Below are 17,814 nucleotides of genomic sequence, written 5' to 3' on the forward strand. Positions count from 1 at the left end.
ATCAGCGCTTGCGGCTGGGGTAGAGCGGGGGCTCGCCCTCGGGGCGGGTGCGGAACAGACGCATGGACCACAGGTACTGGGCCGGGGCCTGCGTGACCCCGCGCTCGATGGCCTGGTTCATCTGCCGGGTGTCGGCATGGTCATCGCCGCTGGGGAAGCCCTCGAGCGGCGGCCACAGGCGCATCACGTACTGGTCCGCCACCGAGTCGTACCAGACGAAGCTGGGCAGCACGGCCGCCTTCGACATGCGCGCCAGGCGGCCCAGCGCGGTGAGCGTCGCCTTGGGGACCCCGAAGAAGTCGACGAACACCGCCCCCTCGGCCCCCAGATCCTCGTCCGGCAGGTAATAGAAAAAGCGGCCGCGGCGGAGCTGGCGAATGGCCGGGCGCAGGCCCTGCTCGCGGGCGAAGATGTCGCCCGAATAGCGCGTGCGGCTGCGATGGTTGATCCACTCCAGCACCGGGTTCTTCATCGGCTTGGCGAACGACACGCCGTCGTACATCTGGCTCATGCGCACGCCGCCGTAGTCCAGCGCCAGGGAGTGCGGGGCGAGGATAATCACCGGCGTGCCGGCCGCCTGCAGGCGCTCGTAGTGTTCCAGCCCCTCGACTCGGATGCGCGCGGCGTGCTGGCCGGGCTTGCCGAACCAAAGCAGGCCGTAGTCCAGCACGGTCTGCGCCTGGTAGCGGTAATAGGCCTCCATGCGCTTCTCGCGCTCGGCCGGGGTCATCTCGGGGAAACACAGCTCGAGGTTGCGCTCCACCACCGCGCGGCTGCGCCCGGCGCCCTTGCGGATCAGCCGCCCGAGTCCCCGGGCCAACGCATGCACGGCCGGGCGCGGCATCTCCTGCAGCACCCAGACCACGCCCAGCAACAGCCAGCTGCCCCAGTAGCGCGGGGCGAAATGACGGGCGGTCAGCGGGGCCCGATAGGCGCCTGCCTCATGGCCCGAGCGGGTCTCCCCGGCCGGTTCGCTCATGCGCCCCCGCCCGCGTCGAGCTGCTTGCGTGCGCGCTTCGCATAGACCTCCATCTCTTTCACCGCCTGCAGGTCGCCCTTCTCGGTAGCGATGGCAATGCCGCGCTCGCAGGTAGAGAGCGCGGCCTGTGGCCGCTCCAGGTCGACGAGGGTCTTGGCCAGCAGCTTCCAGGCGGCGGAATAGCCACCATCCAGCTCCAGCGCGCGTTCCAGGTGCGGGATCGCGGCCTCCTTCTGGCCGTCGGTCGCCAGGGCATTGCCCAGCGAAAAACGCAGCATCGCGGAGTCCTGTCCGCCATCCAGCATGTTCTGGAAGCGTTCGATCATGTCACTCATAGGGCTCCTCCTTCTGGATATCTTCAGGCTAACGCCGCCAGAAGGCGGGCGACAGAAGCACCAGCACGGTAAAGATTTCCAGCCGGCCCATCAGCATCGCCAGCACCAGCACCCACTTGCTGAAGTCGTTGATCGAGGCGTAGTTGGCCCCAACCTCGCCCAGCCCGGGGCCGAGGTTGTTCAGAGTCGCGGCCACCGCGGAAAACGAGGTGACCTGATCCAGCCCGGAGGCCATGATCAGCAGCATCATTACCACGAAGACCATCACGTAGGCGGCGAGGAAGCCCCAGACCGCCTGGACCACGCGGTCGGGCGCTTCCTTGCCGTTCACCTTCACCGCGATCCGGGCATGGGGATGGATCAGGCGCTTGATCTCGCGCAGTCCCTGCTTGACCAGCAGCAGTACGCGCACCACCTTCATCCCGCCACCAGTGGATCCGGTGCAGGCCCCGATGAACGACAGGAAGATCAGCAGCACCGGCAGGAAGCCCGGCCACAGATAGAAGGCATCGGTGGTAAAGCCCGAGGTAGTCGCCACCGACACCACGTGGAAGACCCCGCGCCGCAGCGCGTCGTTCGTGTCGGTGGCAAAGCCGCTCCACAGCATGTAGCCGACCACGATCACGGCGGCGGAGACGAGCAGGATCAGATAGGTGCGTAGTTCCTCGTCACGCTGATACGGCTTCCAGGTCGCGCGGTGCAGCACCAGAAAGTGCAGCGCGAAATTCATCCCGCCGAGGATCATGAACGCGATCGCGACCGTCTCGATTGCCACCGAATCGAAGTGCCCGATGCTGGCATCGTAGGTGGAGAACCCCCCGATCGCGATGGTCGAAAACGCATGCCCGACCGCGTCGAAGGCCTCCATCCCGGCGGCCCAGTAGGCCAGCGCACAGGCCACGGTCAGACCCAGGTAGATATACCAGAGGTTGCGCGCGGTCTCGGCGATGCGCGGGGTCAGCTTGTTGTCGCGGATCGGGCCGGGGGTTTCGGCCTTGAACAGCTGCATACCGCCCACGCCCAGCAGCGGCAGGATCGCCACCGCCAGCACGATGATCCCCATGCCGCCCAGCCACTGCAGCTGCTGGCGGTACCACAGGATCGCGCGCGGCAGGTCGTCCAGCCCGGTGAGCACCGTCGCGCCGGTGGTTGTGAGCCCGGACATCGACTCGAACACCGCGTCGGTGAACGACACCGGCAGGTTCGGGTCCAGCACCAGCGGTGCCGCCCCGGCAATGCCCAGCCCCAGCCAGAACAGTACGACCAGGATGAAACCGTCGCGCACCTGCAGATCGCAGCGCGCCTTGTACAGCGAGCCCCACAGGATCCCGCCGATCAGCAGCAACAACGCAAACGCCTGCAGAAACACCCAGGCGGTGGATTCGCCATAGAGAAAGCCGATGGCTGCCGGCGGCAGCATCGTCAGGCTGAACAGGGTCAGCAGGACCCCAAGCAGGCGGGCAGTGGATGCGAAATGGAGCATCGGCCAGGACGACCTAGAAAAACAGCGCGGAGGGCTGGAACAGGCGCTGCACCTGCTTGACCTTGCGCCGGTCGGTCAGGAACAGGATCACGTGGTCGCCGGCCTCGATTACCGTATCGTGGTGCGGGATGATCACGTCCTCGCCACGCACCACCGCACCCACACTCGTGCCCTCGGGGAAATCGATCTCCTCGATCCGCCGGCCCACCACCTGCGAGGTGCGGGCATCGCCGTTCACCACCGTCTCGATCGCCTCGGCGGCCCCGCGGCGCAGGGTATGCACGGTGGCCGTTCCGCCCTCGCGCACACGCGCCAAAAGCGCGCTGATGGTCGCCTGCTGCGGCGAGATCGCGACATCGATCGTGCCGCTTTGCAGCAGGTCCACGTAGCTCGGGCGATTGATCAGCGACATCACCTTGCGCACACCCCAGCGCTTGGCCAGCATGCCGGCAAAGATGTTCGCCTGATCGTCGTTGGTTACGGCGCAGAAGACATCGTTGTTCTCGATGCCGATCGATTCGAGGAAGCGGTCGTCCGCGCTGTCGCCATGCAGGACCAGCACATTGCCGGGCAGCGAACGCGCCAGGTGGTCGGCGCGGTCCGGATCGCGCTCGATCACCTTGACTCGGTAGCGCTTGCTCAGCGTCTCCGCCAGGCGCTCGCCGATATTGCCACCTCCGGCGATCATGATGCGCTTGTACGGCTTCTCCATCTTGCGCAGCTCCGAGGTCACCGCGCGGATGTTCTTCTTCGCGGCAACAAAGAAGACCTCGTCGTCGACCTCGATTACGGTATCGCCATCCGGCTGGATGGAGCGGTTCTTGCGAAAAATCGCCGCGACCCGCGTATGGATGCCGGGCATATCGCTTTTGAGGTTCTTCAGCTCGTGTCCGACCAGCGGGCCACCGTAGTAGGCCCGCACGCCGACCAGCGACACCAGTCCTTCGGCGAACTCCAGCACCTGCAGCGAGCCTGGGTGCTCGATCAGGCGATGGATGTGGCGGGTGACGATCGCCTCCGGCGAGATCAGCATATCCACCGGCATCGCATCCTGGGCGAACAGCTCCGGGGTCTCGTGGTAGTCCCGCGAGCGCACACGGGCGATCTTGGTTTCGACATTGAACAGGGTGGAGGCGACCTGACAGGCGATCATGTTCACCTCGTCGGAGTCGGTCACCGCAATGACCATCGAAGCATCCTGCGCGCCCGCGGCCTCCAACACGCTCGGGTGCGAGGCGAAGCCATTCACCGTCTTGATGTCGAACTGATCCTCCAGCTCGGCCAGGCGCTCAGCGCGGGAGTCGACGATGGTGATGTCGATGCCGTCGGCGCTCAGGGCCTCGGCCAGTGACTGGCCCACCTGCCCCGCGCCGAGGATAATGATGTGCTTCATGCGTCTCCCGTCCCGGAGATGTCAGGGCGCCGTGCCAGGAAAACGACCAGAGCCTCAGCCGTCGGCCTTCACCCGTTTTGGATCGATGCCCAGTGCCTTGAACTTGCGATAGAGGTGGGTACGCTCCAGTCCCACCCGCTCGGCCAGCCGTGTCATGTTGCCTTCCGAGCGCTCCAGCTGCTGAATCAGATACTCGCGCTCGAACTGCTCGCGCGCCTCGCGCAGCGGCAGATCCGGGATCGCCAGCACCCCCTCTTCGAACTCCTCGCCGCGCTGCGGCTGCCCGGTCAGGGTGCGTTCGACCTCGTCGCGCGTAATCTCGTCACCGGAGCCGAGGATCATCAGCCGTTGCACCAGATTGCGCAGTTCGCGCACATTGCCGGGCCAATGATACTGCTGCATCCGCTCCAGCGCCGGGCGCTGAAACGCCCGCATCGGCAGGCCTTCCTGCTGGTGCAGATGGCGCATATGGTAGTCGAGCAGCTCCGGGATGTCCTCCGCGTGCTCGCGCAGTGGCGGGATCGCCAGGGGCAGGACATTCAGCCGGTAGTACAGATCCTCGCGAAACCGGCCCTGTTCCACCGCCTCGCCGAGATCGTGCTGGCTGGCGGCAATCACCCGTACATTGACGCTGATCGGCTGATCGCCCCCGATGCGGGTAATGCGCTGGGTGTCCAGGGCATGCAGTAGCCGGCCCTGTGTCTGCATGTCCATCTCGGCGACCTCGTCGAGAAACAGCACACCACCTGCGGCCTGCTCCAGCAAGCCATAGCGCACGCGGTCGCCCTGCTCGCTGCCGAACAACTCGGCCACGGCCTCGTCGCCGGACAGCGAACCGACCGAGACGACAATGAACGGACTGTCCCGGCGCGCACTGCGCGCATGCAGCAGGCGGGCGAAGGTCTGCTTGCCCACCCCGGGCTCTCCGGTGATCAGCACCCAGGTGTCGTGCTGCGCCATGCGCTGCACCTGATCGCGCAGGTTCACCATGACCGCACTGCCGCCCACCGGGTCGGCGACGGTACCGGCGTGGCGTTTCAGGCCCACGTTCTCGCGCTGCAGGCGGGCGGCCTCCAGGGCGTTGTTCAGCGTGATCAGCAGCTTGTCGATCGACAGCGGCTTTTCGATGAAGTCGTAGGCGCCCAGGCGCGTGGCATCGACCGCAGTCTCCACGTTCCCATGCCCGGAGATCATCACCACCGGACAGGGCAGGCCCTCGTCGTCGCCCCACTCCTTGAGCAGCGAAATCCCGTCGCCGTCCGGCATCCAGACATCGAGCAGGATCAGATCCGGCCGCCGACTCCGTCGCTGGGCCTTGGCCTCGGCGACCGAGCCGGCCAGCGCCACCTGGTAGCCCTCGTCCTCAAGGACATCCTGCAGCAACATCCGGATATCCGGTTCGTCGTCGACGACCAGTACGTACGGTTCGCTCATTCCCGTTCCTCGTGGGCCAGGGCATGCGGGGTATGTTCCACCGGGATGCGGATGCGAAAGACGGCCCCGCCTTCGCCCGCCGGTGCATTATGGCACTCAATCATGCCGCCATGTTCCTCGACGATCTTCTGTGCAACCGCCAAACCGAGACCGGTTCCACGTGGCTTGTCCGTCGTGTAGGGCTCGAAGATGCGTTCCAGGAGCTCGGGCTTGATCCCCGGGCCGGTATCGGTCACGCACAGTTCGATGTGCGGCCCGGCCGGGTCGTCGAGATAGGCGGTCGCGATATGCACCGCGAACGTGTCCTGGCCCTTGCCGGCCTCCAGCGCGTTCTTGATCAGGTTGTGCAGCAACTGACGCAGGCGCCCGGCGTCACCACGAATCCCGGGCAAATCCGGCTCCAGTTCGGTTTCCACCAGGGAATGGCCGTCGGAGTCGACATACAGCTCGCAGACATCCTGAATCAGCTGGTTCAGGTCCACCGACCCCAGCTCCAGTCGCGGGGCCTGGGCGTAATCACGGAAGGCATTGACCAGTGTCTTCATCGCCTCCACCTGCTGAATGATGGTACTGGTCGCACGATCCAGGACCTCGCGGTCGGCGCCGTCCAGGACCTTGCCCAGTCGGCGCGACAGGCGTTCGGCGGAGAGCTGGATGGGGGTCAGCGGATTCTTGATCTCGTGTGCCAGACGCCGGGCCACCTCGCCCCAGGCAGCGTCGCGCTGCGCCTTCAGGAACTCGGTCATGTCATCGAACACGATCGCGTGAAGGCCGCGGCTGGAGCCCGAGGTCGGCAGCCAGACGGCGCGCGTCATCAGCACCTTGCGCCCGGAGCGGGTGAAGACAACGACCTGCCGTGACCACTCGTCTTCCTGGCGCGCCAGGGCATCGTTGATCGCCTCGAAGAACTGCCCTACCAGCGGGCATTCGATGCCCAGCTCGGAGATCGACCGGGTGCGCGCACCCTGCAGGTTGCACTCCAGGATCTGGCCGGCGGCTTCATTGGCGGTGCGCAGGCGCAGACTGCCGTCCAGCGCCAGCACGCCGGAACGAAGATGCTGCAGGACACTCTCCAGATACGCGCGCTCGGCGTCCAGCAGACGACGGTTGCGTTCGGCCTCGTCACGCGCCTCGTTCAGCGTTCGGGTCATGGCGTTGAACGACTGCACGAGAAAGCCCAGCTCGTCCGCCCGCTGCACGGCCAGGCGGGTGGAATAGTCCCCGGCCGCCACCAGTCGTGTCCCCTGCACCAGATCGGAGATCGGACGCACCATGCGCCGCGCGACCAGCAGGCCGGCCCACAGGGCCGCCATCAGCGAGATCGCCAGGGCCAGCGACAGGGTAAAGATAAACCCCTGAATGATCGGACCGCGCAGGTAGGCGAACTCGCGGTAACCGGCGAAGGCATCCTCCACCCGCTGCGACAGGGCCGACATGCGCGGGTCCACCGGATAGATCCCCTGCAGGATGCGGTTCTCCGCCCCCGGGCGCCGACTGCTGGTAGTGGCCACCACGCGAATCACGAGCGAGCCATCGGGCTGCGGTTCCAGCCGCGAATACGGCTGCTCCGGGCGCACCCGCATCAGGATATCGGCCCCCGGAGGACTCGGCAGGCGGCGGATCGGGCTGTCGGTGGAGGAGGCAATGATGCGGTTGTTGGAGCCGACCAGGGTCAGTTCCTGGGCTCCAACTTGGCGGCGGTAGTCATTCAGCGCCAGCGGGACCAGGCCCTCGGAGACCCCTTCCAGCTCGCTCATCATCTCCTGCGTCTCGGTGGCCAGCTGGCGCACGCGCAGATCCAGCGACGAGCGCGACAGTTCCAGGGCGTCTTCCAGCGCGGAGTCCACGCGTACGTCAAACCAGGAGTCCACACCCTCGTTCAGAAACTCGAAGGAAAAGTAATAGACCACCGATACCGGCAACACCGCGACGAGCATGAACCCCCCGACCAGCCGCAGTGTCAGGCGGCTGCCGGGCACACCCTGGCGATACTGGGCGACCATACGCACGAACTGGTGGATGATCAGGCCACCCAGCACAAGGAGGATCGCGGCATGGAATACCAGCAGCCACAGGAACAACTGCTCGAAGCGGGCCTGATCCTGCGCCGCCCCGCCCATGACCACCAGCGAGGTCAGCAGCAGCAGAAACAGCAGGCCCATGCCCAGAAGGCCCCAAGGGAAGCGTCTTAGGGAAACGCTGATCAATGTAAACACCCGCGTTGGCACCCCAGGTTGTCCGCGACAAGGCACGGTCCGCAGCCCGTAGTAATTCTACCGGCCCGTTTTTGATTGATTCGGGCCGCAACGCCGGATCGGGGAACCTGGGGTACCCATTCCACGAACCATTGAGAGCAAGGGCCCGGCCTCCCTTTGTTGACAAAAACGGGCGCGGCGTTGCGATTCCCTTGCGCAGAATGACTGCACGGCAGTCGCCGCGCCTTGTTTGCACGCAAAAGCGACTCGAACGCGAGCGTGTTCATTGACCAGCATTTCCCTAATCCAAGGACCATCGGTGCCATTCCCGCCGGGTGGTCAGGTCACCGCGCAGGCCGGCATCCAGCTGCAGCGGCAGGGGCAACGCCGAATACACCAGCAACAGGCGCGCCGCCAAGTTGTAGTCTTCCGGCTGCTCGCGCACCGCCTCCGGCACGCCATGCATCGGCAGGCGCCCCAGCCGTCGGGCCACATGCTCCAGGGCATCGCCCAGGGTCGGTTTGAGCTCCATCCGGTCGTCGTTCACGTCGGTTACCAGGTAATATCGGTTCAGCGCAAAGTATTGCAGCTTGACCCGGCGTGTCTCGCGCTGCACGTCTTCCCGGCCCAGCCAGCGATCGCGCTCGATCCGGGCCTCGGCCTCGAACTCCAGCGTGACTCCGTTGGCCAGCGCATCCTCCAGCACCTGCGGCAGCCGCATGTCGAGCATCAAGCGCACGAGCAGAGTGTCATCGCCCATCCACAGGTGGCGAGCGTCGCGTATCTCCAGCGCCTGCGCCGTACCCGGAACGAGCGCCAGGACAAGCGACCACGCCAGCAGGAATCCGATCGGCGACCGACGACCCGCGCCCATGCCCTAGTCCTTTTTCAGCAGTGCGTAGTAGAAACCATCGCCGCCCTCCAGGCCCAGTGGCAGCGCCCAACCTGCTGAACGCGCATGCGCCCCGGCGATCGGCGGGCCACCCTCGGGCTCCGGCGCGCGCGCATCCGGCATCCGCTGGAGAAAGCCCGCAACGACCGCGTCGCTTTCCTCCGCCAGGAGCGAACAGGTCGCATACAGCAGGCGCCCGCCAGGTCGCAGCAGGCCCCAGGCGGCCTCCAGAATACGCGCCTGCTCCGCCGCCAGGCGCGGGATGTCGTCGGCACGGCGCAGGGTCTTGATGTCCGGGTGGCGCCGGATCACCCCGGTCGCCGAGCAGGGGACATCCAGCAAGATCGCGTCGAAGGGGTGACCATCCCACCAGGCAGCGGGATCGGCGACATCGGCTGCGGTCAACTGCGCCGCGAAGCCGAGGCGATCGAGGTTCTCGCGCACCTGCACCAGGCGCTCGGCGTCGCTGTCCAGCGCGGTCAGCTGGAGATCACCACGGGCCCGCTCCAGCAAGTGCCCGGTCTTGCCTCCCGGGGCCGCGCAGGCATCCAGGACGCGCTCGCCCGGCTGCGGATCGAGCAACACCGCCGCCCATTGCGCGGAGGCGTCCTGCACCGAGAGCCGGCCCTCGGCAAAACCGGGCAGCCGGGTCACGTCTGCGGGTTCCTCCAGCGTCAGGGCCATATCCAGCTGAGGATGTGCTTGTGCCGGGTGTCCCGCCGCAACGAGCGCCTGGAGGGCGTCCTCACGCGATGTGCGAGACAGGTTCACGCGCAGGGTCATGGGCGCGGGTCGGGTAGCCGCCTCCAGCAGCGTCTCCCAATCGTCGGGCCAGGAGGCGCGAATCGCCTCCAGCAGCCATTCCGGAACGGCATAACGCAGCGCCGGGTCTTCCCGGACCGCCGCCTCCAGCGCATCCTGCTCGCGCTGCGCGCGCCGCAGTACCGCATTGATCAGCCCCACCGCACCGGGGCGATGGATCGCCCGCGCCAGTTCCGCGGTCTCGCGCACGGCCGCGTGGTCCCGGGTAGAGAAATGCATCAGCTCGACCAGCCCCTGCGCCAGCAGCACACCGATCACCGCGTCTTTCTTGCGCAGCGGGCGATCCAGAAATCCGTTCACCAGCGCCGACAGCTGCGGATACCAGCGCAGCGTGGTGTAAGCCAGCGCCTGCACCCAGGCCGCGTCGCGGGTGTTCAGTCCCTCGACAGCCTGCTCCACCGCGCGCGTCAGGGAATGCCCCTGCAGGACGACCCCCTCGGTCGCCTCCAGCGCCCGCTGGCGCGGGGAGCGCGAGTCCACCCGCGAGGGGACGATGCGTCCGGAGCGCTTGGCTGCCATCGCCTAGGGCCCCGAGAGGCGCTGTCCCACCAGCGCCGTGGTGTTGGCCCAGTCCGCGGCCGCGACTGGCCGCTTGCCTGGCAACTGCACAATTTCCAGACGTAGTCGGCCCTCCCCGGTGCCAACCTCCACCCCGTCGCGGTCCGCGGCACGGATGGTACCGGGCTCCGGGTCCGCCGGCCCGGGCAACGGGCGCGCGGCATGCACGCGGATCACCTGCTCTCCCCAGCGCGCCTGGGCAACCGGCCAGGGGTTGAAGGCCCGCACCTGGCGATCCAGCTCCACCGCCGGGCGGGCAAAGTCCAGCCAGGCCTCGTCCTTCTCCAGCTTGCGCGCGTAGGTCGCGCCGGCATCGTCCTGTGGTTCCGGCTGCGAACGCCCCGCGAGGATCGCGGGCAGCCGTTCAAGCAACAGCTCGGCGCCCAGCGCGGCCAGCGTGTCGTGCAGCTCGCCGGTGGTCGTCGCCGCAGTGATCGGGGTCGAGCGACAGGCGTGCACCGGCCCCGTGTCCAGGCCGGGCGCCATCTGCATCAGGCAGACCCCGGTCTCGGTATCACCGGCGAGGATCGCGCGGTGGATCGGCGCCGCGCCGCGCCAGCGGGGCAACAGCGAGGCGTGGATATTCAGCCCGCCCCGACGGGGGATCTCCAGCACCGCGCGCGGCAGGATCAGCCCGTAGGCCGCGACGATCAGGATATCGGGGTGCCAGGCAGTCAGTTCGGCCTGCGCCTCGGGCGATTTCAGGGATTCCGGCTGCAGCACCGGGATGCCGGCCGCTTCGGCGGCGACCTTGACCGGGCTCGGGCGCAACTGACGCCCACGCCCCGCCGGGCGATCCGGCTGGGTGTACACGGCCACGGGCCGCGGGCCGCGCTCGATCAGGGCCTCCAGCGCGGGGACCGCGAAGTCCGGCGTGCCGGCATAGACAATGCGCAGGGACTCGACGTCCGTGTCCGCCACTCCCATCAGACGGCGGGCGCCGCGGCCTTGTCTCCCGCGCCGCTCCGTGCGCCCTGCTTCTCCAGCTTCTTGCGGATGCGATTGCGCTTCAGGCTGGACAGGTAGTCCACGAACAGCTTGCCGTCGAGGTGGTCGATCTCGTGTTGAATGCAGACGGCCAGAAGGCCGTCGATATCGAGCTCGTAGGGCTGGCCGTCACGCCCGAGGGCCCGCACGCGGATGCGATCGGCGCGCTGCACGCGTTCGTAGAAACCGGGCACCGAAAGGCAACCCTCGTCCATCTCCTCCTCGCCGGAGGTCTCGAGGATCTCGGGGTTGATCAGCACGTGCGGCTCGCTCTGGTCGTCGGAGACGTCCGTCACCAGCACCCGCTTTTGCACGTTGATCTGGGTAGCCGCCAGACCAATGCCCGGGGCGTCGTACATCGTTTCGAGCATGTCGTCGACCAGGGTGCGGATCTCGTCGTCCACCGTCTCGACCGGCTCCGCCTTCAGGCGTAGCCGCGGATCCGGGAAATGCAGTATTTCGCGCTTGGCCATGAAAAACCTCAAACTTTGTACTGTACAGACGTCACAATTCTGCTAACGTTGGACCGCAATATCCGCGGAATTGCGTCATCCGCATGGGGCCGGGCTAGGGCAAAAGGAAGGCTCGGGGAGCGCGCGGACCTGACAGGGGACAGTAATGTACAAGACCAGGGCGACCACGACCTTCGTTCTGCCGGGCATTCTATTTAGTGTAACGCTGTTACTCGGCGCCTGCGCAGCCACCCAGACCGAAGAAGGGGCTGCCACTCCTGCGGACAGCGAAGCCACTCAAACGGCTCGCACCGAGGGCACCTCCCGCGACAACGACCGCGCCTCCGAAACTTCCGGCACCTCCGAGCCGGAACCCGAAATCCGCGAGTCCGCACCCGAACGCTACGTGGTCCGCGAAGGTGACACCCTGTGGGACATCGCCGCGATGTTCCTGCGTGATCCCTGGTACTGGCCGGAGATCTGGCTGGTGAATCCGGAGATCGAGAATCCGCACCTGATCTATCCGGGTGATGTCCTCAGTATCTACTACGTAGATGGTGAACCGCGCATCACCGTGGATGGTGGCCCGCGCGTGCGTCCAACCAAGCGCCTGTCGCCCGAAGTTCGCGTGGTGGATCGCGAAGAGGACGTCACCCCGATCTCCACCCTGCAGTCGTTCATGTTCCGCCCGCAGGTGCTGGACGACGAGACGCTGGACAACGCCCCCTACATCCTGGCCTCGCAGGACGAACGCGTGATTTTCGGCCCGGGCGACCGTGTCTACGTGCGCAACGCCGAAGACACGCAGCAATACGACCTCTATCACATCGTTCGCCGTGACGGCGAGCTGGTGGACCCGGACACGGGCGAGAACCTGGGCATTGCGACTCTGCCAATTGGCGAGGCGGAGATCGTCGAACCCGGCAACGTGGCACGCGCCAACATTCGCAAGGGCGAACGCGAGGCGATCCGTGGCGATCGTCTCGTTCCCTTTGCCGACGAACAGGACATGCTGTTCGAGATCGGACGCCCCCCGGAGGACATGGAGGGCACGATCATCTCCCTGTTCGATGCAATTAGCCAGATCGGCCAGCTGCAGGCCGCGATCATCAATCGCGGCGAGCGCGACGGAATCGAGAACGGCCAGGTCATGACCGCCTACACCGCCGGTCGCCAGGTACGCGACCCAGTCAGCGACCGGCCGAACGAGGTCGTGACCCTGCCCGAGGAATCGGTCGGCACGGTGATGGTGTTCCAGACCTTCGAGAAGGTCTCCTACATCCTGGTTACAGAGTCCGACCGTACCCTGCGCGAGGGCGACAAGGTCCGCCATCCGTCGCGCTGACCCGGCTGCACGGGCGTGATCACCTCCGATGGCAGATGATCGGGAGCGGGCAACACGTCACCGCGACTGGCTGGAACTGATCAATACCCCGGGGCTTGGCCACCAGCGCCTCCTGCATCTAGTCGAGGTCTTTGGCGGTCCCGGCGCTGCCCTGGCCGCACCCCTCAGCGAATGGCGGCGTCACGGCGTCGAGCTGGATATCGACCTGGAGGCCCGCACAGCGGGGGCCGAAACCGACCAGGCGTGGCTCGACCAGGACGAACGGCACCATCTGCTGTGCCGGGATGACCCCGACTACCCGCCGCTACTGGCCGAACTCCCCGATCCGCCCCCCGTCCTGTACCTGAACGGCGACCCGAGCCTGCTACATCGGCCGCAGATCGCGGTCATCGGCGCCCGCGAGTGCACGCCGCAGGGCGAACGGCTGGCCGGGGAGTTCGCGCGCGAGCTCGCCGGTGCCGGCGTGGTGGTGACCAGCGGCCTGGCGCGCGGCATCGACGGCGCCGCCCACGAGGGGGCCCTGGCTGCCCCCGGCGGCCACACGATCGCGGTCGTCGCGACCGGCCCGGACCGCCTCTACCCGGCCCAGCATCGTCGCCTCGCCCACCGCATCGCGGATCACGGCCTGGTCGTCTCGCTGTGGCCGACCGGCACACGCCCGCTGGCGCGCAACTTTCCGCAGCGCAACCGGGTGATCAGCGGCATGGCCCTGGGCACGGTCGTCGTCGAAGCCGCGCTGAAAAGCGGTTCGCTGATCACCGCCCGGCTGGCTGCGGAACAGGGCCGACAGGTCTACGCGGTGCCGGGCTCGGTACTGAGCTCGGTCAGCCGCGGCTGCCATCGCCTGATCCGCGACGGGGCGCAACTCGTGGAGTCGGCCGACGACGTGCTGGAGGATCTGGCGGACTGGATCGGTGTCGCCCCCGGGGAGACGCCCGAAACGTCGCCGGAGCCGGCTCGGGAACCACTGGACCCGGAGCAGGAACGCGTGCTGAACGCGATGGGTTTTGACCCGATCCCGCTGGAAACCCTGCGGGATCGCACCAAATTGACCATCGAGCGCCTTTCATCCATGCTGGTTTTGCTGGAACTCAACGGCCGTGTGGCCGCCCTCGACCACGGGCGCTACCAGCGCCTCGACGCAGGATCCCCTGAATCATGAACGAAAGCGTGCTGGATGTGCTCATGTACCTGTTCGAGCACACCATGGACGAGGAATCCGAAGAGGAGCCGGATCGCGCGGAACTGGAACGCCACCTAGTGGAAGCCGGTTTCGCCCGCCCCGAGATCGACCGCGCCCTGGGCTGGCTGGATCGCCTGATGAGCGAGGCCCCGCTCACCGGCCGCGGTGGCGACAGCGCGGCCCAGCGCATCTACGCCCCGGAAGAGCGCAAGCGCCTGGATACCGAGGCGCACGGCTTCCTGTTGCACCTGGAACAAAACGGCCTGCTGACCGCCGGCACGCGCGAGCTGGTGCTGGACCGCGTGATGGAGCTGGATGCCGAGGAGATCGACCTCGACCAGCTGCGCTGGGTGGTCCTGATGGTGCTGTTCAACCAGCCCGACGACGCGATCGCCTACTCCCGACTGGAAGAGGTGATGCGCGACGATTCTGGCCCCGCGGCCGTGGATTATCTGCACTGATTTCTCCGTCTCCCGCAGACAGCACGGTAGCCAACCGGCATTTCCTCCTCTAGTCTTTAGCGCCCGTGAACCCGGTCGCTGCCATGCGACCGCGATCGCCCCTAAACGGAACCCGCTGCCACGGAGACGGTCCCGAGCGACATGAGCAAGCACCTCGTCATCGTAGAGTCGCCCGCCAAGGGCAAGACCATCGAAAAATATCTCGGCCCGGACTACCAGGTCATGGCCTCCTATGGCCATGTGCGCGACCTGGTCCCCAAGGAAGGCGCGGTGGACCCGGAAAACGGGTTCCGTATGAAGTACGACGTGATCGAGCGCAGCGAAAAACAGATCGACGCGATCGCCAAGGCGCTGAAGAAATCCGACGACCTGATCCTAGCGACTGACCCCGACCGCGAAGGCGAGGCGATCTCCTGGCACCTCTACGAAGTGCTGCGCGACCGCGGCCTGCTGGACGATCGCGGCGTGCATCGGGTCGTTTTCCACGAGATCACCAGAAAGGCGATCCAGCAGGCGATCGAGGAGCCACGTGACCTGGCCAAGCCGCTGATCGATGCCCAGCAGGCGCGCCGCGCGCTGGACTACCTGGTCGGCTTCAACCTCTCGCCGCTGCTGTGGCGCAAGATCAAGCGCGGCCTGTCCGCCGGACGCGTGCAAAGCCCGGCGCTGCGCATGATCTGCGAGCGCGAGGACGCGATCGAGGCCTTCGTCCCGCGCGAATACTGGACCCTGGATGCGAAGGCCGAGCGCCAGGAGCAGCCGTTCACCGCGCGCCTGACCTACCTGGACGGCAACAAGCTGGACCAGTTCGACCTGAACAGCGCCGAACTCGCACATGACGCCCAGAAGCGCCTGACCGAGGCCGCGAACGGCGAGCTGCGTGTCGCCAAGGTCGAGAAGAAGCAGCGCCGCCGCAACCCGGCCGCGCCGTTCACCACCTCGACCCTGCAGCAGGAGGCCTCGCGCAAGCTGGGCTTTACCGCGTCCCGCACCATGCGCACCGCGCAGCAGTTGTACGAGGGGATCGACCTGGGCTCCGGTGCGATCGGCCTGATCACCTACATGCGTACCGACTCGGTGGCGCTGGCCGGCGAGTCGATCGCCGAGATCCGCGGCCTGATCGGGGAGCGCTACGGCGGCAACAACGTCCCCGACAGCCCGCGCCAGTACAAGACCAAGTCGAAGAACGCGCAGGAGGCCCACGAGGCCATCCGCCCGACCTCCGTGCGCCGCCTGCCGAACGAAATCCGCGCCCGGCTGACCAGCGACCAGGCGCGACTGTACGACCTGATCTGGAAGCGCACCGTCGCCTGCCAGATGATCCACGCGACCTTCGACACCGTCGCCGCCGACCTGGTCCCGGGCGACAGCCGGCATCAGTTCCGCGCCACCGGCTCCACCCTGGTCGACCCCGGCTTCATCGCGGTCTATCAGGAGGGCCGCGACGACGCGCAAGACGATGACGAGGACAAGCGCCTGCCGGAGATGGCCGAGGGCGACACGGTCCAACTCGAAGAAGTCACCGCCGACCAGCACTTCACCGAACCGCCGCCACGCTACACCGAGGCCAGCCTGGTGAAGACGCTGGAGGAATACGGCATCGGCCGTCCGTCGACCTACGCCAGCATCATCTCCACCCTGCAGTCGCGCGAATACGTGGAGATGGACGGCAAGCGCTTCATCCCGACCGATACCGGCCGGATCGTGAACAGCTTCCTGACCCAGCATTTCGACCGCTACGTGGACTACGACTTCACCGCAAAGCTCGAGGACGAGCTGGACGCGATCTCGCGCGGCGAGAAGGACTGGGTCCCGGTGCTGGAGGATTTCTGGGGCGACTTCCGCGACCAGGTAAAGGAAAAGGAAGAGAACGTCACCCGTGCCGAGGCCGTGCAGTCACGCGAGCTGGGCACCGATCCGCAGAGCGGGCGCCCGGTCAGCGTGCGCCTGGGCCGCTTCGGGCCGATCGTGCAGATCGGCACCAAGGACGACGAGGAGAAGCCGCGCTTCGCCGGCCTGCTGCCCGGGCAGAAGATGGACAAGATCACGCTCGACGAGGCACTGGAGCTGTTCAAACTGCCGCGTGACCTCGGCGAGACCCCCGAGGGCGAGCCGGTGATGGTCAACATCGGCCGCTTCGGCCCGTACGTGAAGTACGGCTCCAAGTACGCCTCCCTCGGGCCGGACGACGACGTCTGGACCATCGAGCTGCCACGTGCGCTGGAGATCGTCGCCGAGAAGAAGAAAAAGGACGCCGAACGCTTCATCAAGAGCTTCGACGAAGAGGGTATCCAGGTCCTCAACGGCCGCTACGGGCCGTATGTGACCGATGGCAAGAAAAACGCCAAGATCCCCAAGGAGACCGATCCCAAGTCCCTGACGCTTGAGCAGTGCCAGGAACTGATCGCCGCCGCGCCGGAACGCAAGGGCCGCGGACGCAAGGGGGCGGCCAAGTCGACCGCCAAGTCGTCGACCGCGAAGAAGACGGCCACGAAAAAGGCGGCCACCAAGAAGGCCGCCAGCAAGACGGGCACGAAAAAGACCGCCGCCAAGAAGAGCACGTCGAAGAAAGCCCCGGCGAAGAAGGCTTCGACCGCCAAGTCTGGTAGCGCGAAGTCCGGCAGCGGCGACAACGCCGGCGACAGCCGCCTGAGTGCCCAGCCCTCCGGCGACCGTGGATCCGAATAACGCCCCGTTGCTAACCCCCGAGATCGACCCCGTCGCGCAGTGCGTGCGCGACGGCGGCGTGATCGCCTACCCCACCGAGGCGGTCTTCGGCCTTGGCTGCCGCCCGGATAACGCCCAGGCAATCGATCGCATCCTCGAGATCAAGGGCCGCCCGGCCGCCAAGGGCCTGATCGTGGTCACCGACCGGCTGGATCGCCTTGTGCCCTGGCTGGCGCCGCTGCCGCCCGGACGCCGGGCCGAGATCGACGCCAGTTGGCCGGGGCCGACCACCTGGCTGCTGCCCGTCACCGATGCCTGCCCACCACTGCTGCGCGGCGAACACGACAGCCTCGCGGTACGCGTCACCGCCCACCCGGAGACGCGCGCGCTGTGCGCGGCCGCCGACAACGCCCTGGTCTCCACCAGCGCCAACCGTGCAGGGGCGGAGCCCTGCCGTAGCTGGGATTGCGTTGCCTCACAACTCGGCGCGGGCATCGATGCGATCCTGCAGGCAGAATGTGGCGGGCGCACCGCACCCAGCGCGATCCGCGACGCCCGCACCGGGGCCTGGCTCCGGGGCGCGCCGGACCCCGACACCAACACCGACAACTGATCAACCGGGACGCAG

General features: G+C 66.9%; 15 protein-coding genes. 5 read left to right on the forward strand and 10 right to left on the reverse strand.

The window, feature by feature from the left end; translation table 11 throughout:
• Nucleotide 1 precedes the first annotated feature (1 nt).
• The 10 genes from F623_RS0111680 to def form a co-directional block, all read right to left on the reverse strand.
• Nucleotides 2-979: a lysophospholipid acyltransferase family protein gene (locus tag F623_RS0111680; protein ID WP_018862542.1), complete on the reverse strand. Its 978-nt coding sequence runs from the start codon at nt 977-979 to the stop codon at nt 2-4.
• Nucleotides 976-1,314 carry a tetratricopeptide repeat protein gene (locus F623_RS0111685; protein ID WP_018862541.1) on the reverse strand — a complete coding sequence of 113 codons (339 nt, stop codon included), beginning with the start codon at nt 1,312-1,314 and terminating at the stop codon, nt 976-978. Before F623_RS0111685 ends, F623_RS0111680 begins: the two co-directional genes overlap by 4 nt.
• Nucleotides 1,315-1,342: 28 nt before the next feature.
• A complete protein-coding gene (locus F623_RS0111690) occupies nt 1,343-2,797 on the reverse strand; it encodes a TrkH family potassium uptake protein (protein WP_018868634.1) in 1,455 nt (484 codons plus the stop codon).
• Nucleotides 2,798-2,810: 13 nt separating this feature from the next.
• Nucleotides 2,811-4,190, reverse strand: coding sequence for a Trk system potassium transporter TrkA (gene trkA / locus F623_RS0111695; RefSeq protein ID WP_018862539.1), 1,380 nt, complete (start codon nt 4,188-4,190; stop codon nt 2,811-2,813).
• A 54-nt stretch (nt 4,191-4,244) separates the two neighbouring features.
• Nucleotides 4,245-5,624: a sigma-54 dependent transcriptional regulator gene (locus tag F623_RS0111700; RefSeq protein WP_018862538.1), complete on the reverse strand. Its 1,380-nt coding sequence runs from the start codon at nt 5,622-5,624 to the stop codon at nt 4,245-4,247.
• Nucleotides 5,621-7,831 carry an ATP-binding protein gene (locus F623_RS0111705; RefSeq protein WP_038040615.1) on the reverse strand — a complete coding sequence of 737 codons (2,211 nt, stop codon included), beginning with the start codon at nt 7,829-7,831 and terminating at the stop codon, nt 5,621-5,623. Before F623_RS0111705 ends, F623_RS0111700 begins: the two co-directional genes overlap by 4 nt.
• Before the next feature lie 289 nt (nt 7,832-8,120).
• Nucleotides 8,121-8,693 (reverse strand): DUF4390 domain-containing protein, encoded by a 573-nt coding sequence (locus F623_RS0111710; protein WP_018862536.1) that lies wholly within the window; start codon nt 8,691-8,693, stop codon nt 8,121-8,123.
• A gap of 3 nt (nt 8,694-8,696) precedes the next feature.
• Nucleotides 8,697-10,052 carry a 16S rRNA (cytosine(967)-C(5))-methyltransferase RsmB gene (gene rsmB / locus F623_RS0111715; RefSeq protein WP_018868632.1) on the reverse strand — a complete coding sequence of 452 codons (1,356 nt, stop codon included), beginning with the start codon at nt 10,050-10,052 and terminating at the stop codon, nt 8,697-8,699.
• A 3-nt stretch (nt 10,053-10,055) separates the two neighbouring features.
• The gene (gene fmt, locus F623_RS0111720) at nt 10,056-11,018 is read right to left on the reverse strand and encodes a methionyl-tRNA formyltransferase (protein WP_018862534.1); all 963 of its coding nucleotides are present in this window, start codon (nt 11,016-11,018) and stop codon (nt 10,056-10,058) included.
• The gene (gene def / locus F623_RS0111725; RefSeq protein WP_018862533.1) at nt 11,018-11,551 is read right to left on the reverse strand and encodes a peptide deformylase; all 534 of its coding nucleotides are present in this window, start codon (nt 11,549-11,551) and stop codon (nt 11,018-11,020) included. Before def ends, fmt begins: the two co-directional genes overlap by 1 nt.
• Before the next feature lie 145 nt (nt 11,552-11,696).
• Here def and F623_RS0111730 point away from each other — a divergent pair, with 145 nt between their 5' ends.
• The 5 genes from F623_RS0111730 (at nt 11,697) to F623_RS0111750 (ending at nt 17,799) form a co-directional block, all read left to right on the forward strand.
• Nucleotides 11,697-12,875, forward strand: coding sequence for a LysM peptidoglycan-binding domain-containing protein (locus F623_RS0111730; RefSeq protein WP_018862532.1), 1,179 nt, complete (start codon nt 11,697-11,699; stop codon nt 12,873-12,875).
• A 28-nt stretch (nt 12,876-12,903) separates the two neighbouring features.
• A complete protein-coding gene (dprA, locus tag F623_RS0111735) occupies nt 12,904-14,037 on the forward strand; it encodes a DNA-processing protein DprA (RefSeq protein ID WP_018868631.1) in 1,134 nt (377 codons plus the stop codon).
• Nucleotides 14,034-14,519 (forward strand): DUF494 family protein, encoded by a 486-nt coding sequence (locus tag F623_RS0111740; RefSeq protein WP_018862530.1) that lies wholly within the window; start codon nt 14,034-14,036, stop codon nt 14,517-14,519. Before dprA ends, F623_RS0111740 begins: the two co-directional genes overlap by 4 nt.
• A gap of 141 nt (nt 14,520-14,660) precedes the next feature.
• Nucleotides 14,661-17,207: a DNA topoisomerase I gene (locus F623_RS0111745; RefSeq protein ID WP_018868630.1), complete on the forward strand. Its 2,547-nt coding sequence runs from the start codon at nt 14,661-14,663 to the stop codon at nt 17,205-17,207.
• On the forward strand, nt 17,194-17,799 hold the full coding sequence (locus F623_RS0111750; RefSeq protein WP_026279394.1) for an L-threonylcarbamoyladenylate synthase: 606 nt from the start codon (nt 17,194-17,196) through the stop codon (nt 17,797-17,799). The genes F623_RS0111745 and F623_RS0111750 overlap by 14 nt, the downstream gene beginning before the upstream one ends.
• Nucleotides 17,800-17,814 lie beyond the last annotated feature (15 nt).

This window comes from Thioalkalivibrio sp. ALD1, assembly GCF_000381245.1.
GTDB lineage: Bacteria > Pseudomonadota > Gammaproteobacteria > Ectothiorhodospirales > Ectothiorhodospiraceae > Thioalkalivibrio.

Excerpts from the sequence above, each read along its gene's own strand:
- F623_RS0111680 (WP_018862542.1), bottom strand. The coding sequence starts at position 979 with ATGAGCGAACCGGCCGGGGAGACCCGCTCGGGCCATGAGGCAGGCGCC.
- F623_RS0111685 (WP_018862541.1), bottom strand. The coding sequence starts at position 1,314 with ATGAGTGACATGATCGAACGCTTCCAGAACATGCTGGATGGCGGACAG.
- F623_RS0111690 (WP_018868634.1), bottom strand. The coding sequence starts at position 2,797 with ATGCTCCATTTCGCATCCACTGCCCGCCTGCTTGGGGTCCTGCTGACC.
- trkA (WP_018862539.1), bottom strand. The coding sequence starts at position 4,190 with ATGAAGCACATCATTATCCTCGGCGCGGGGCAGGTGGGCCAGTCACTG.
- F623_RS0111700 (WP_018862538.1), bottom strand. The coding sequence starts at position 5,624 with ATGAGCGAACCGTACGTACTGGTCGTCGACGACGAACCGGATATCCGG.
- F623_RS0111710 (WP_018862536.1), bottom strand. The coding sequence starts at position 8,693 with ATGGGCGCGGGTCGTCGGTCGCCGATCGGATTCCTGCTGGCGTGGTCG.
- rsmB (WP_018868632.1), bottom strand. The coding sequence starts at position 10,052 with ATGGCAGCCAAGCGCTCCGGACGCATCGTCCCCTCGCGGGTGGACTCG.
- fmt (WP_018862534.1), bottom strand. The coding sequence starts at position 11,018 with ATGGGAGTGGCGGACACGGACGTCGAGTCCCTGCGCATTGTCTATGCC.
- def (WP_018862533.1), bottom strand. The coding sequence starts at position 11,551 with ATGGCCAAGCGCGAAATACTGCATTTCCCGGATCCGCGGCTACGCCTG.
- F623_RS0111730 (WP_018862532.1), top strand. The coding sequence starts at position 11,697 with ATGTACAAGACCAGGGCGACCACGACCTTCGTTCTGCCGGGCATTCTA.
- dprA (WP_018868631.1), top strand. The coding sequence starts at position 12,904 with ATGGCAGATGATCGGGAGCGGGCAACACGTCACCGCGACTGGCTGGAA.
- F623_RS0111740 (WP_018862530.1), top strand. The coding sequence starts at position 14,034 with ATGAACGAAAGCGTGCTGGATGTGCTCATGTACCTGTTCGAGCACACC.
- F623_RS0111745 (WP_018868630.1), top strand. The coding sequence starts at position 14,661 with ATGAGCAAGCACCTCGTCATCGTAGAGTCGCCCGCCAAGGGCAAGACC.